The organism is Vagococcus penaei (genome assembly GCF_001998885.1).
GTDB lineage: Bacteria > Bacillota > Bacilli > Lactobacillales > Vagococcaceae > Vagococcus > Vagococcus penaei.
On record NZ_CP019609.1, the window covers coordinates 331959 to 347123 of the forward strand.

General features: G+C 32.9%; 15 protein-coding genes. 3 read left to right on the forward strand and 12 right to left on the reverse strand.

Annotated elements, in window-relative coordinates:
* Window positions 1-20 precede the first annotated feature (20 nt).
* The 5 genes from BW732_RS01545 to BW732_RS01565 all read right to left on the reverse strand — a co-directional run bounded on the left by BW732_RS01545 (window position 21) and on the right by BW732_RS01565 (window position 6835).
* Entirely contained in the window at window positions 21-980 is a 960-nt protein-coding gene (locus tag BW732_RS01545) for a Gfo/Idh/MocA family protein (protein WP_077275136.1), read from the reverse strand.
* Between the two features lie 66 nt (window positions 981-1046).
* Window positions 1047-2345, reverse strand: coding sequence for an asparagine--tRNA ligase (gene asnS / locus BW732_RS01550; protein ID WP_077275137.1), 1299 nt, complete (start codon window positions 2343-2345; stop codon window positions 1047-1049).
* Window positions 2346-2362: 17 nt separating this feature from the next.
* Window positions 2363-3556 (reverse strand): pyridoxal phosphate-dependent aminotransferase, encoded by a 1194-nt coding sequence (locus tag BW732_RS01555; protein ID WP_077275138.1) that lies wholly within the window; start codon window positions 3554-3556, stop codon window positions 2363-2365.
* 14 nt (window positions 3557-3570) lie between these two features.
* Window positions 3571-4059 (reverse strand): cell wall elongation regulator TseB-like domain-containing protein, encoded by a 489-nt coding sequence (locus tag BW732_RS01560; protein ID WP_077275139.1) that lies wholly within the window; start codon window positions 4057-4059, stop codon window positions 3571-3573.
* 46 nt (window positions 4060-4105) lie between these two features.
* Window positions 4106-6835 (reverse strand): helicase C-terminal domain-containing protein, encoded by a 2730-nt coding sequence (locus tag BW732_RS01565; RefSeq protein ID WP_161485493.1) that lies wholly within the window; start codon window positions 6833-6835, stop codon window positions 4106-4108.
* A 187-nt stretch (window positions 6836-7022) separates the two neighbouring features.
* Between BW732_RS01565 and BW732_RS01570 the strand changes: the two genes are divergently transcribed.
* On the forward strand, window positions 7023-7946 hold the full coding sequence (locus tag BW732_RS01570; RefSeq protein ID WP_077275141.1) for a hypothetical protein: 924 nt from the start codon (window positions 7023-7025) through the stop codon (window positions 7944-7946).
* Between the two features lie 79 nt (window positions 7947-8025).
* On the opposite strand, the gene BW732_RS01575 is transcribed toward BW732_RS01570, so the two are convergent.
* Window positions 8026-8424 carry a RidA family protein gene (locus BW732_RS01575; RefSeq protein WP_077275142.1) on the reverse strand — a complete coding sequence of 133 codons (399 nt, stop codon included), beginning with the start codon at window positions 8422-8424 and terminating at the stop codon, window positions 8026-8028.
* Between the two features lie 319 nt (window positions 8425-8743).
* On the opposite strand from BW732_RS01575, the gene BW732_RS01580 reads away from it, so the two are divergent.
* Entirely contained in the window at window positions 8744-8944 is a 201-nt protein-coding gene (locus tag BW732_RS01580) for a YwbE family protein (RefSeq protein ID WP_077275143.1), read from the forward strand.
* Between the two features lie 54 nt (window positions 8945-8998).
* On the opposite strand, the gene BW732_RS01585 is transcribed toward BW732_RS01580, so the two are convergent.
* Window positions 8999-9523, reverse strand: a complete 525-nt coding sequence (locus tag BW732_RS01585) for a GtrA family protein (protein ID WP_161485494.1) — start codon at window positions 9521-9523, stop codon at window positions 8999-9001.
* Between the two features lie 199 nt (window positions 9524-9722).
* On the opposite strand from BW732_RS01585, the gene gloA reads away from it, so the two are divergent.
* Entirely contained in the window at window positions 9723-10100 is a 378-nt protein-coding gene (gene gloA, locus BW732_RS01590; RefSeq protein ID WP_077275145.1) for a lactoylglutathione lyase, read from the forward strand.
* A 103-nt stretch (window positions 10101-10203) separates the two neighbouring features.
* Here gloA and BW732_RS01595 read toward each other — a convergent pair whose 3' ends face one another.
* The 5 genes from BW732_RS01595 to BW732_RS01615 form a co-directional block, all read right to left on the reverse strand.
* Window positions 10204-10542, reverse strand: coding sequence for an EamA family transporter (locus tag BW732_RS01595; protein WP_077275146.1), 339 nt, complete (start codon window positions 10540-10542; stop codon window positions 10204-10206).
* Window positions 10539-10889: a DUF2304 domain-containing protein gene (locus tag BW732_RS01600; RefSeq protein WP_077275147.1), complete on the reverse strand. Its 351-nt coding sequence runs from the start codon at window positions 10887-10889 to the stop codon at window positions 10539-10541. Before BW732_RS01600 ends, BW732_RS01595 begins: the two co-directional genes overlap by 4 nt.
* Entirely contained in the window at window positions 10886-11605 is a 720-nt protein-coding gene (locus BW732_RS01605; protein ID WP_077275148.1) for a glycosyltransferase family 2 protein, read from the reverse strand. Before BW732_RS01605 ends, BW732_RS01600 begins: the two co-directional genes overlap by 4 nt.
* A gap of 2 nt (window positions 11606-11607) precedes the next feature.
* Window positions 11608-13437 (reverse strand): DUF6020 family protein, encoded by a 1830-nt coding sequence (locus BW732_RS01610; RefSeq protein ID WP_077275149.1) that lies wholly within the window; start codon window positions 13435-13437, stop codon window positions 11608-11610.
* A 178-nt stretch (window positions 13438-13615) separates the two neighbouring features.
* Window positions 13616-15136 (reverse strand): DUF1846 domain-containing protein, encoded by a 1521-nt coding sequence (locus BW732_RS01615; protein ID WP_077275150.1) that lies wholly within the window; start codon window positions 15134-15136, stop codon window positions 13616-13618.
* Between the last annotated feature and the right edge of the window lie 29 nt (window positions 15137-15165).

Below are 15165 nucleotides of genomic sequence, written 5' to 3' on the forward strand. Positions count from 1 at the left end.
AACCTCCTACGTTTAATCAATTATAATGTCCAGCCCCACTCTTGACGCATTTCATCCATCAAATGAATCACCCGATTGGTCACTTGCCGATGATCGACAATCAATGAGTCACCTTGATAAAGAGTATTCATATGATCCATTTCATAAGTAAAAACATCTTGCGCATTTCCTTCTGATATTTCAATTATTTGACCATCATTTAAATAAATCACACCATTAGTTGCTCTTGGAAAATCATCAATTACTAGATACCCTAAATCTCCTGAGAGAATAATTTGTTTTGGCATTTTACCTCTAAACGACAACATCACACTTGCTAACTCACCCGTTGATGTTTTCAAAATGGTACTTGATTTTTCATCAACACCACTCTCAGCCATAACAACATCGCTTGCTACTAACTTAATATCCGTCCCTAATAAATAAACCGCTGCTGATAAACCATATGGCCCAATATCAAATAAAGCTCCACCACCTTTATCTTTAGAGAAAAAACGATTTTCTGGATCATATTCTTTACAACTACCAAATGACACGTTGACACCACTTAGCTTACCTAACACACCATCGGCTAATAATTCTTGAACTTTAGTATAAAGTGGCATATAAAATAAGCTAACAGCTTCCAAAAGAATCAATTGTTTTTCTTCTGCTAAATTGAAAAGCTCATGTGCTTCAGCACCAGTTAAGACCATTACTTTTTCACATAAGACATGTTTACCAGCCTTTAATGCCCGTAAAGCATACTCATAATGCGTTTGATTGGGCGAACCTATATAGACGACATCTAAATCAGGTTGTGCTAGGAAAGCATCATAATCAGTAAAGCCATTTGTTATCTGTTGCTCCGTTAAAAATCGCTCGAGTGATTTTGGATTACGGTTATAAATACTATGGATTGTATACTTATTTTGATCAATTTGTGTCACGAATTCTGTCGAAATCCAGCCGGTACCAATGACGCCAATATTTTTTAACATGTTGAATCAGCCTCCTTCTATTTTAAAAAAAGACCCAGAGATATCCTCTCTAGGTCGTTCATCACTTTATGGATAAATACGGTGTAATAAACGTGGGAATGGGCTAGCTTCACGTACGTGATCAATACCACAAACCCAAGTCACTGTTCGCTCTAAACCTAAACCAAAACCAGAGTGAGGAACTGGACCGTATTTTTGTAAATCTAAATACCATTCATAGTCTTTACGATCTAAACCATCTTTTTCAATTTGTTCTACGATATAGTCATATCCAATAGCACGTTCGCTACCACCGATAATTTCACCATAGCCTTCTGGTGCAATTAAGTCAGCACGAATCACAACATCTTCACGTGTTGGATGTGGTTTCATATAGAAAGGACTCATTGATTTTGGATAATTTAAAATAAAGACCGGTTTTTCAAAATGGTTTGCAATAAATGTTTCATGTGGTGAACCAAAATCGTCACCCCAAGTAATGTCTTCAAAACCATTTTGTTGTAACAACTCAACCGCTTCGTCATAAGAAATGCGTGGGAAAGGTAATTCTGTATATTTTTTCAATAAGTCTTTATCACGTTCTAATACATCTAATGCATAGTCACAATTTTCTAAGACTTTAGTAATCATAAATGCAACATATTCTTCTTGAATTTCTAAACTTTCATCTTGAGAAACAAAAGCCATCTCTGGTTCCATCATCCAAAATTCTGTCAAATGACGACGAGTTTTTGATTTTTCTGCTCTAAATGTCGGTCCAAATGAAAAGACTTTACCAAACGCCATTGCTGCTGCTTCTAAGTAAAGTTGTCCAGTTTGTGACAAGTAAGCTGGTTCACCAAAGTAATCTGTTTCAAATAATTCAGTTGTGCCTTCAGGTGCACTACCAGTTAAAATTGGTGGGTCAATCTTAATGAAATCACGATCATTGAAGAATTCATATGTTGCACGAATTAATTCATTACGTACTTGCATAACCGCATGTTGTTTTGATGACCGTAACCATAAATGACGATGATCCATCAAAAAGTCAATCCCATGTTCTTTTGGTGTGATTGGGTAATCATGACTTTCACCGACAACTTCGATACCAGTAATACCAATCTCATAACCAAATTTTGATCGTGTGTCTTCACGGATTTCTCCAGTAATCATCACTGACGTTTCTTGAGGTAAATTTTTTGCTACATCAAATAATTCTTCCCCAACTTCATTTTTTACTAATACGCCTTGGAAATAAGCTGTTCCATCACGTAATTGTAAAAAGGCAATTTTTCCACTTGAACGCTTATTAGCAACCCAAGCACCAATTTTCACTGTTTCTCCTACATGATTCTTAGAATCAATAATTTGTATCGTTTTCATGCCAACGCTCCATCCATTTATCTATTATTAATTTTTTGTTCAACAAACTGATGTATTCGACTAACCGCTTCTTTTAATGTTGCCATATCAGTCGCATAACTTAATCGAATATTATTAGGTGTTCCGAATCCTGCACCCAGGACGACTGCTACATGTGCTTCAGCCAACAAATCATCAACCCACGCACTGACCGTTTGGTAGCCACATAGCTTCACTGTTTCCGAAACGTCTGGATACAAATAAAAAGCACCATGTGGTTTAATGATTTTAATACCAGGAATCGTTTCAATCAGTGGATAAATCGTATTCAAACGATCTTCAAACGCTAATCGCATTTGTTCAATACTTGACTGATTTCCTGTCAATGCTTCAACTGCTGCATACTGACAAACAGTTGTTAGGTTACTGGTTGATTGGCTAATAAGTTTACCCATTTGTTTCAACACGCCCGCATCACCCATTGCATAACCAACGCGCCAACCAGTCATCGAATAAGACTTAGACACACCAGTTACAACAATCGTTTGGCGCCGTATTGCGTCAGAAATACTTACAATTGGCGTAAACCTATGTCCATTATAAACAAGTTTACCATAAATATCATCTGCTATGATTAAAATATTTTTTTCAACAGCCCACTCACCAATCGCTTTTAACTCATCATATGAATAGACCATGCCCGTTGGATTAGACGGTGTATTAATAATGACTGCTTTAGTTTTCTCAGTTAAAGCAGCCTCTAATTCCACAACGGTGACTTTATAATTATTTTCAAGACTAGTCTCAACAAATACTGGCGTACCTTCTGCCAACTCAACTTGTGCCTCATAACTCACCCAATAAGGTGTAGGTATAATTACTTCGTCTTGGGGATTTAAAATTGATTGAAATAAAGCATATAAAATAAATTTAGCACCCGTTCCAATCACAATTTCATCCGACTCATACGTCACACCATAATCTAGCTGAGTCCTATGCTGAATGGCAGCAACTAATTCTTGAATACCCGTTGCCGCTGTATAAAAACTCGCACGACCATCCTCAATTGATTTAATCGCAGCCTTCTTAATATTCTCAGGTGTTTGAAAGTCCGGTTCACCGATTGTTAAACTCAACACATCAATGCCTTGGCTCTGTAATTCTCTCGCCTTCGCAGCTGCAGCTAGCGTTGCTGAAGGTTTTATCTGACTAACCCGCTTTGCAATCTCCATTCACAATTCATCTCCTACACATTTTTAATCTCTTGGACTACCTTTCCATTCGTGTAGTCTAGTAAGTAATAATTTAAGCCACCATCTTGACTAGTCGTGACAACCTCCCAAACCGGTTGCTTCTTTTGCATACCGAGTGAGATTTTTTTAATTCGCTTGACCCCATCAAATTCGAGCACAGATTGGATAATATCATCTTCAGTTGTTCCCTTGGCTTGATCCATTACTACTGCTTCACTGCCATCATCGGGAATAAAAACTGTCAGATTAGTTCCCTTAGTATCAGAACCTAAAATAGTAAAATAAGTTTTTTCTCTAGTAAACCAATAAAAATCAGTTACTCGGTCAATTCCTGCAATATCAGCGGCAATCTTTTTCGCTTCAGATTTAGCTTTTCTAACTGGACGATTTGCAATATGAATAATAGCAAGACTACTAACAATAATAACAATAATTAGAGCTGTAACAATTTTCAATAATTTTTCATGTTTTTGCTTTTTCATGTGTCACCTCACTCATTTTTCCATTATAGCAGAAAATTAAATTTTTTCAGTTATTTTTCTTAAAAAAATCAGTTACCGTATCAACAATTTCAGTTGTTGATGCTGTGTTGATTGGTAAGCCTTTTGGTAAGTAGCTTTTCAGATACTCATGATAACTAGACGACATAAGACGTTGATCTAAAATCAGCATGATACCTCGGTCAGTTTCTTTTCTCAAAAGTCTACCCAACCCTTGTCTTAAACGCAAGCCAGTTTTAGGCAAGACTTCTTCATAAAAAGGATTTTTTCCCTGTTCAATCAGCAAATCATTTTTCGCTTTAACTAATGGTCTGGAGGGCGGTTCGAAAGGTAATTTAGTAATCAATAAAATATCTAGAGAATGTTTAGATAAATCGACCCCTTCCCAAAAACTATCTGCACCCAAGACAATCACTCGATTACTCTTTTCGTAACGTTTCACGATTTTTTCATTACTACCAGTCAAATTTTGAGCCAATAATTCGATACCTAGTTGTTGACAAATGGGGGATAATTGACGATAGACTTGTTGTAATACTTGATGCGAAGTAAACAGGATTAAAAATCGATTCACACCATCAATAGCAAGCAGTTGCTTAATCATCTCACTAATCAGATGACTATAAGCATGACTATCACCAAAATCAATAGGGTCTTGATAAACTAAAAATTTTGCGTGATGTGTATAATCAAATAAATCAGCCGTCTTATGTTTAATCACATCAGTTAGACCTAATTGGTTTTCAAAATAAGTATCTTCAACAGTAAGTTGTAACGTACCACCAGTAAAAATAACTTTGTCAAATTGTTGATACCAAGTTAAATCTTCAAGATCAAATAATTCTAAATCAAATTGTGAAATCACCAAATGATTAGAATGGTAACTAAACCATTTGACGCAATGAGGTGAAAATAATTTGAAATAGTCATGAACAACAACTAACTTTTCATGAAGTTGGTCGATCGTGGACCAGTGCGACTTAATCATATGACCCAAATGTTTATCTAGCATATAAGAAGTCAATTCTTTTTGTACTTGCTGACTTTCTTGAATTAAGACCTGTACTTGTTTTAACTCACGTCTCATACCTACTGACCAATTATCTTTTAAATCTTCTTCAGTAAAATAAAAATCTTTTGTTATCTTACCTTGCTTGTTCACTCGGTAATGTTTAAAAATAAAATTTTCTATTAATTGTAGACCATCTTTTAACTCGTTTAACATCAACTGGTACATCTCTGTTAATTCATGTAACCTATCAAAGTCTTGTCTATTGGCTCCTTGTTGGTCATCAAAAGTCATTCCTTTTAATTGATTCATAAAATAATATATCTCTTTAAATGAGACTCTTGCAGTCCCTTTATGCTCAATCACTGGTAATAATTTATGTGCCTCATCGACAACTAGACAGCTAACATCCCTTAAATCATGCATATCCGTCATTAAAAAAGCATGATTAATTAAAATAATATCCGCATATTCTTTCTTCTGGTATAAATACCGGACAAAGTCATCTAGATAAAAAGGGGATTTTTTTGATAAAGTTGACAAGCCACGATGATAAATATCGTCATAAAAAGGGTGTTGCATATTTAACGAAAGTTCTGATAAATCCCCTGTATCCGTTTCAAGTAACCAAACTAAACAAGCCATTTGGTATAAGCCATATTGCTTTTGTTTAAAAGGAGCCTGTAGAGTTAACGCAAAGCGACTTAAATCAATAAAATGCTGGCTGCTCTTAAATACAACTCCTTGCCAATCATATTGCGTAATTTGAGATAATTTAGGCAATTCTTGCGTAAGTATTTGGTGTTGCAACATAATAGTCGACGTTGAGACAACTAACGGTTTTTTACTACTTAAAACGGTTGGTACTAGATAACCTAATGTTTTACCGATACCTGTACTTGCTTCCAAAATCAAGTTTTTTTGTGGTTTTTCTATCAAAAAATCAAACACCCAATCCATCATTTGGACTTGTGGTTCTCGAAGATCAAATGTCGGTTCAAAGAGCGTTTGCTTGGCCTCTAAACTTTTCGGATAAGCTAACGTTATTGAATCACGATGCTCCATAAATTGATAGCTTTTCTTTTTCAAGACCAACTCACTAATTACCGTATAGCCTTCTGTCACATATTCAACATGATAATTTTCGGTCAAAAATAACGACAAAAATTGATGATTATTCATTCCTAAAACATCAGACAACTCAACAATTTTTTTCATCGTCAACTGTGGTAAAGTTTCTAACTTTTGAGTCAGTTGAATAAAAATTTCAGCCGTCACTAGAGCATCGCTCAACGCTTGATGTGGTTGATCGTGACTAATACCCAAGTAATGTGCTAAGTCATTGACACGATGACCTGGCGAGCTTGGGTAGACAATCTGTGATAGTTCAACTGTATCTAAGCTTTCGACTGCTAGTTCTCGTTCTTGACAACGCGCGAATTCACTATTCAAAAACGATAAATCAAAATAAGCATTATGCGCTACAAACACGCAATCCTCCAACAGTTGGCGAATAAAATAAGACACATCCTCAAAATAAGGCGCCTTAGCTACTTGTTTATTTGAGATACCTGTTAACTGCTCAATGGCCTTTGGAATGTGGCAGAGCGGATTTAAATCAGTTGAAAACTGATTTATCACTTGGCCATCCTGAACAAGAACACAGCCGAATTGAATAATCTTATCCTGTTCTAAATTAGTGCCTGTCGTTTCAATATCGACAATTGCAAATATTGAGTGTCTATTCACTATTACTCTCTCCCTTGTTCGTGTCAGTATCTTTTGTATTATACTATAAAATTTGAGGTTTTTCATAATATTCATCATTAATCACTATGAATTAAGTAGCTAGACGCTATCTGTGATTGTGTTAAGTTTTAATTTATGGTTAAATAGATAATAAGAGATTAACTAATTTATTAGGTGGATATATAACATGAAAAATTTGCGACTAACAGCTCTAATAGTGACAGTCTTGTGGGTCATTGCGTTATGGTTTTCATATAACCCCTCTCTTTTTTGGTATGCTTACCTGTTTTTATCTGGTATAACACTTACATTTGCATTTTTTCTCTTATATCAAATTAAACTAAAACAAACATATCAACAAAGCAATGAACAAAAACGTCGTAAAGCGACAAGAAAGCGTTTAAAATTATTAACTTACTTCAGTAAACAACAACGATTAACTGGTGACAATTCAACTAGCCAGCCTGACCCAAATGTTAAAAGTCGTCGTTATATTGAAACAACAAACCGACCACGTAAAAATGCCCAAAACAATCTATCTTTTTTTACAACAAAAGATAAAATGTCTTCAATTAAAAATAAAGAATATTTGCATAGTAAAATCCCTTTACTCTATCAAGGTAGTATGCAAGAAACATTGTCTCAAGCCATTCAACAGTTAAAAGAGCAACACTATTTTACGAGCTTTTATGGCAATGTCACCAATAACGACTTAATTCTACACTTTGAAGAATACGAAGGACGCAATATTTTTGAACTGTATGATAATATTATTCCAAATACATTTGCAAAAGTTCTTTATGATCCAAATACCGATACTAATCGAATTGGTATTTTTTTACACATCGTTCCGAAAAACTGTTTAAGTGAACCGATAATGGATGAAGATAGTCAAGAAGAATCGACTGATATCATGCTTGGTTTTATTGCAATGGAGGATACTCATCGTGCCAATTTATTACTAAAAAAATACGATAATATCCAAGTTTTCGCAACAATTGTTGGCGGAACATATAAACGCGTTTACCAAAATGAACTTGGCGAAATCAGAATCATTAAAGATTTTATTAATTATGATTTGACTATTTCATTAGCTTTTTACAATAGTTGATGACCAAATAAAAAAGCAAGTTGCCTATGACTTAACTAGACAACTTGCTTTTTAACATTTTCAAGCTATATCAAGCGATTTAATTTTGAGGTTTAGCTGCCAATAAATCAATTTCAATAGATAATTCTGGCAAACCTAAAGCTGTGACATAAACAATCGTCATCGATGGATTTTCTGGAAAAAAATCATGCCATATTGCATCAAAATGCTCCCAATCAATTTCTTCAACCGACCAAATATTAACTTTAATCACATTTTCTGCTGTCAATCCCTCAGCATCTAATACTCGGCGCATATTGGCAAACGTATACTCTACTTGTTGCCGATGTGTTTTAGGTATTGTTCCAGATGAATCAATACCAATTTGACCTGAAAAAGTATATAAAGTACTATTTGCTGGAATCACTGTTACGTGGCTATATTCACCCACCGGTGCGGGAACTGCATTGGGGTTACGTCTGATAATTTTATTCGTCATGTTATTTTCCTCTATTCTTTTTATTGTCTAACTCATGAATGATTAAATTAGTCAATCTAATAACTAATCTAAGTAAAAATAGTTGATAACTTTTTTAGTCACCAGTTAGACGATTTTAGAAGAAAACAGCTGTTGAATAACCAATACCAATTGATAAAAAACCTAAAATTCTTTTTTTCATTGATTACTCACCTCTCTTTCACTTCAAATTGTAGCCAATCCTAAAATATAAGTCAACAAATAACCTAATTGATCCTCCTGTATACAACAAACTATGCTAAAATAAACTCTATGTCATGTACAAGAAAAGAGGTATATTATGGACGGAAAAACTCGGAGCAATCTTAAAGTAGGTCAACTTGTCGATATTGTTTTAAAAAAAGATCAACGAACCGGAAACTTAACAAGAGGCCATATTAAAAAAATTTTGACAAATAGCGCGAATCACCCACATGGGATTAAAGTAATGCTTGACGAACAAAATCAAGTTGGACGTGTCAAACAAATCATCTCTAACTAATCAAGCAAAAAAGTAACAAAAAAATGATAGTTCGACATCATTTTTTGTTACTTTTTATTGCTTTTCCTTAGTACTAGGTACTGTCTTTTTCTCAGCGAAAATAGCTTTTTTAGAGATAATGTAATTAATTACAATAGCTAATACTTGTACTAATAATGCAAAAATAAATTCATTTAATAGCGCCGCATTGCCTATGAATCTGACTAAAATAGGATTACTAAAAAAGAATGATTCATAATTAAATTGATCAAAAAACAGAAAGTGAATAAAAAAATCTGAATACTGATCAACTGCAAACCATGTAATACCAATATCTAAGAAAAACACAAAAAGACGGCCAATAATAAAACCAATTAATTGTGTCAAAATTGCAATTGGTTGCCAATTCTTATCTTGAAAGACAAAAATTTTATTGGTAAAATAGGCAAATAAAATAGCAGTAACTTGAGCCCATATCACTGCTCGCATCGAGTTTTCAGTTATTGCAATAACTGAAAATCGGGTGATAAAGTATACCGCAGTAGTCAAAATACCAAAAATCAAATAAGTGATTGTTTCACGGTTAACAAATCGTTTCAATTTATTCACTTCCATTTATCAAAGATAGTTAATTAATATATATGTTTAAAACATACTACTAAATATACTATTTAAATATTTTAACGTCAAACATTTCCTAAAACATAAAACGTAAATTTTCAAGATAAATTCAAAAAAATAGAAACTCATTAAAAATCATGTTATCATTATTATAGAAAATAATTTAGGAGTGATAGTTATGAAAATGGCACATACTTGTGTACGTGTAAAAAATTTAGATGATTCATTAAAGTTTTACAAAAATGCATTTAACTTTGAAGAAAGTCGTCGTCGTGATTTCCCAGAACATAAATTTACCTTGGTTTATTTAACACTACCTGGTGATGACTACGAACTAGAACTAACTTATAACTACGATCATGAAGGTTATGATTTAGGTAATGGTTACGGACACATTGCAATCGCAACTGAAGACTTGGAAGGTTTACACGCCAAACAAAAAGCAGCTGGATTTGATGTAACTGACTTAAAAAACTTACCTGGCGTACCACCTTCTTATTATTTTATTACTGATCCTGACGGCTATAAAGTTGAAGTCATTAGAGTTAAAAAATAATATCACCAAATGAAGCTTATTTCTATTATTTAAAATGACAAATCGCATGAAAATGGTTTAATTAACCATTTTCATGCGATTTTTTAATATATATTCTTTATTATTAACGATTAATTAATAAGGTACCAGCTAAAACTAAAACAATCCCAATGACACTAGTCATACTGATTGTTTCTTTTAAAACAAATGCTGATCCAATTAAAATTAAAATATTTGTTAGACCTAAACCTAAAGGAACTACAATATGAACATCTGATTTAGAAATAATCATCATCCATAAAACAAAACTAACTAAATAACATGATAAGCCCACTAAACTTAAAAATGGGAAATTCATATTTAATTGATTATCTAATAATTTGATAGATAAATCAGTTGAGCCCAGTTTAAATAAAATAATCCCTGATGATGATAGGATAACATAAATTATAAATAGTATCATTGTTCTTTATTTTTCTCCTCAATTTCTTTTTTTAATAGTGACACTTCTTGAACCAAGCTTTTAATATAGTTTGATTGCTTTGTTAAACTCATAGTAAACAAAATCAACTGAATCAGACAAAACAATACAGCAGCAAACAATAAAAAATTAGATGTCACTTCAAAGCCAAATATTTTAGCTAGATATGCCGGTATGGCTGGAAGAAGAGAAAAAATTAGTAACACAACCCCAACTAATAACCAGGTCAATGCATAATTAATAGTAAATGTATCATTACGAATCAAGCGAATAACAAACCATAAAAAGCCGATTGAAATGAGCGTCATAACAAGTGATAATATCGTCATTTACGACTCCCCTTTCCAAACAATAATAAAATAGACGTACAAACTTCAGCCATATAAACTACTGACTTTAATTGAGTAATTGATGATTGACCTTCTAAACGCTCAAACATATTAGCACCAATCTCAGATACACGATATTTTTTCTGAATTAATTCTGCTGTTAACTCAGGTTCAGGATATTTTAATGGATAGTCATGAGCAAATAAGTCAATAATTTCCTTATTAGCCGCCCGATAGCCTGAGGTAACATCGTATACCTTTTTTCCAGTAACTAATTTAATACAAAAAGAAATAATCTTGATACCCATTCTACGCGAAAATGATGTTTTGAATTCTGAAGGTGAATCCGTTGTAAACCGTGAACCAATAGTAAAATCGGCTACATCAGTCAGAATCGGCTGTACTAAATTATTGATAGATCTAATATCATGTTGACCATCACCATCAAATTGTACAGCAATGTCATAATCATGATAATAAGCGTATAAATAACCAGTCTGCATAGCACCACCGATGCCTAAATTTTTAATTAAATGAACGGCATTTAATTTGTTTGTTTCAATTATTTCTTTTGTTTTATCTGTTGAACCATCATTAACAATAATATAATCCAACTGAAATGGTAATTCTTGTTTGTAACTCTCAACTTTTTTTATATTGTCGAGTATATTTCCTTCTTCATTATATGCAGGTATGACGAGTAACACTTTCTTCATATTTAATGTTTTTCTCCTTCTCTATTACTACTCATTGCTAACACAAGTAGTAAAGGTGTAAATAAAACTAATGGCAAGATATATCTAATATACCCTAAAGTAATTGGCCCTGCAATTAAAGTTCCTAAAAAAGCACCCATTGGAATCACAATAGCCGCCAATAGAAATTTCTTTTGACGTAGCCATAAAACAAACACTGCTAGCATCACAAAAATATATGTACCATAATTATTTATTTGTGACAATAACGGTAACCTATCCCATAACTGATAAAGCTTCACTCTACCACGGTTGAGTTTTACTGATAATGAATTATCAGTCAATCCAATTTTACTAACGCGTTCTACTTGGTTTTCACCATCAGAATCAATCAAGCCATTGGAATAATACCAATTAACAGAAAGATTTAAATTAAATAAATTTGAATGATTTGCCATAACAGATTCAACTAAGACAAAAGGGTGTTTTTTAATTTGTCTGCCTACTAAATTAAAATACTGTGACATTTCAGCTTTTGTAGCATTCTCATCATGAGTCCTTTTTACCGCATCAGAACGATGAGGCACATAACTTTTTCTTATCACATCGTATTTTAACACATTATTAATTATTGCTTTATCATTTGAACTAATATCATCTTCATGATACTTAATGTAACGTGCTGTATGTTGAAATGGTAAAGATAGCATCTCACGTCGATTTGGTTTAGGTTGTGCTTCTGCAAATTGACTAACGAAAATATTATTAATTAGCGTCCCACAAACTAACCCTAAAATCATCATTGGAACAATAGTTAATGGTAAATATATTTTTCGACGCAAAATTAAGCCACCAATGATATAGACAACTAACGTTAATGCAATAAAGTGCAGTGTATTATAACGGAATAATAGCATCAATAAAACACTTAAAAAAGTCATTATAAACATTTTATTTTTTCGGTACATCTCTTGGTTGAAGAAATACGTTGCGGTAGTTGTCATGTATACCACAAAAAATACAGAAAAAATAATATCTTTAGTCGCCAAAATCACAGAAGCATTTACCATAGGAATAAATGTCATCACTACAGTAACTATCATCAACATTTTTGTCTTCAAAGTAAGCTTATACACAGTACTAATAGCATATGCCATAGAACTAGCAACTAATGTCACTTGTAAAATAGTAAAAATAAATAGTCCAATATTAGGATGATTTATTATAGCACCAAATTTAACTAAACTTCCAATGAGCACTGTCGATAACACAGGATGTGCCGCTGTTCGAACTTGGTAGTGAAAATATTGTTCTATCTGATCAAGGGTGTCTCCCATGAACACACTTGGATAGGCTGTTACAGCAATGTATAACCAGACACACATCATAAGCCCAAAAGGCACTAAAAAAGGATGGTTTGCAAACGTCACTTGAAGTTTGCGACTGATTGGTAATTTAATTGTTTGGTGCTCTGTTGTACTAAAATATGTAAGGATTTTTTGCAATGATTCAATAATTAAGTAAAAACTCACAACAAACAATATACTGTACAGCAAACTAATAGGATGGTGAAAAACTTTATTAGCAGTATCAATTCCGGCTTCATATATCGTTGTAAACCATGTACAAATAGCAAAAAATAATGATACAATTTTCTGTAAAATATTTGTTTTTTGTTTCAAACGATCAACTAAAATAAAAAAAAGTACACAGCCTACTAATGCAAAGGTTGTGAGATAAGGATCATTCGTTAAAGTTTTATAGATTAATGAATAACCTTCTGTCGTCTTTATATTTTTAAAAGAGACTGTTAATCCCAATGCTACAATAACTCCTTGTATCACTTTTTTCATAATGTTAAATTGCCTCCAAATTTTAAAATTGAATATATAGTATAGTATATCATAAAAAATTAATATCAATTTATAAATAAAAGCCCCTTTTATTTATAAATATAGACTTCTAGATTTGACGTATTAAAAAAGTAATAACTATACAAGTTATTACTTTTTTTAAACTAGTGATTCTAAATTAAATATAAAATAAATTTTCAGATGAAAAGACTGCATCAGTTGTCACATCAATACCAAGTTTTTTCAAAATTTGCTCATCATCTTTATTTAATATCACCGTTGAATGAGCTTGTGTCCCAACTAATTTTGTTAACTGCTCATATGCCAATTGAGCTGTTGGATTAGTCACCGCACTCATGGCTAAAGCAATTAATACCTCATTTGTATTTAATGCTGTAATTTTACTGTGTAATTCTGATACTTTCATTTTCTGAATAGTCTCTAAAATAACCGGTGATAATAATAAAATATCGTCACTAATACTTGCTAAATGCTTAACTGAATTTAAGATAGCTGAGGCTGAAGCATCCATTAAATGAGTTGAACGACCTGTTATAATTTTACCATCAGGTAATTCAAATGCCATAACCGATGTAATCGCAAGATCATCTTTAACCTGACCTCTTTGTTTTACTTCCTTAGCATACTCTCTTGCTGGTACGACTGGTCGACGGTCTTCTTTTTTCAATTCCATCTCTTCCATGATTAATTGAATGCGATTTACAACTTCATCATCAACTAATCCGCGCTTATAATATGATTCAGTATCAAAACAACGACGAATAATCTCTTCTTTAGATGCCGCTTGGACTACTGCATCATCGATAATGCCAAAGCCAACACGGTTTACACCCATGTCAGTTGGAGACTTAAAAACAGATGGTTCATTTGTAATACGTTCGATGATTCGCTTAATTACAGGGAAAGTTTCCAAATCACGATTATAATTTACTGCAACTTCACCATATGCTTCATAATGGAAAGAATCAATCATATTAACATCTTTTAAATCAACAGTTGCAGCTTCATAAGCAATATTTACCGGGTGTTTTAGTGGTAAATTCCAGACTGGGAAAGTCTCGAATTTTGAATAGCCTGCTACACGGCCTAATTTATTTTCATGATAAATCTGACTAAGACTAGTAGCTAGCTTGCCACTTCCAGCTCCTGGTGCTGTTACTACAACGATGGGTTTTGTTGTTGGAATATAAGGATTTTTACCAAAGCCCTCATCACTAACAATTTGATCAATATTGTAAGGATAGCCTTCAATGGCTTCATGTGTATAAACTTTAATATCACGTTTTTCTAGTTTATTAATAAAAATTTTCGTAGCTGGTTGGCCAGTGTAACGCGTAATAAGCACACTATTGACTGATAACCCATATTCATTAAACTCGTCAATTGATTTCAAAATATCCATATCATAAGTAATTCCATAATCGCCACGAATTTTATTACGTTCGATATCACCAGCATAGACACAAATTAAAATTTCTGCTTTATCCTTTAATTTTTGTAAAATTTTAATTTTAGAATCCTCATCAAAACCAGGCAATACACGTTTTGCATGTTTATCACCAATCAATTTACCACCAAATTCTAAATATAACTTATCATAATGATTGACACGCTCTAAGATAAACTTAGACTGTTCTTCAATATATTTTTTTGAATCAAAACCTATTTTTTTAGCCATCTAAATTGCCTACCTTCAAATTAATAATC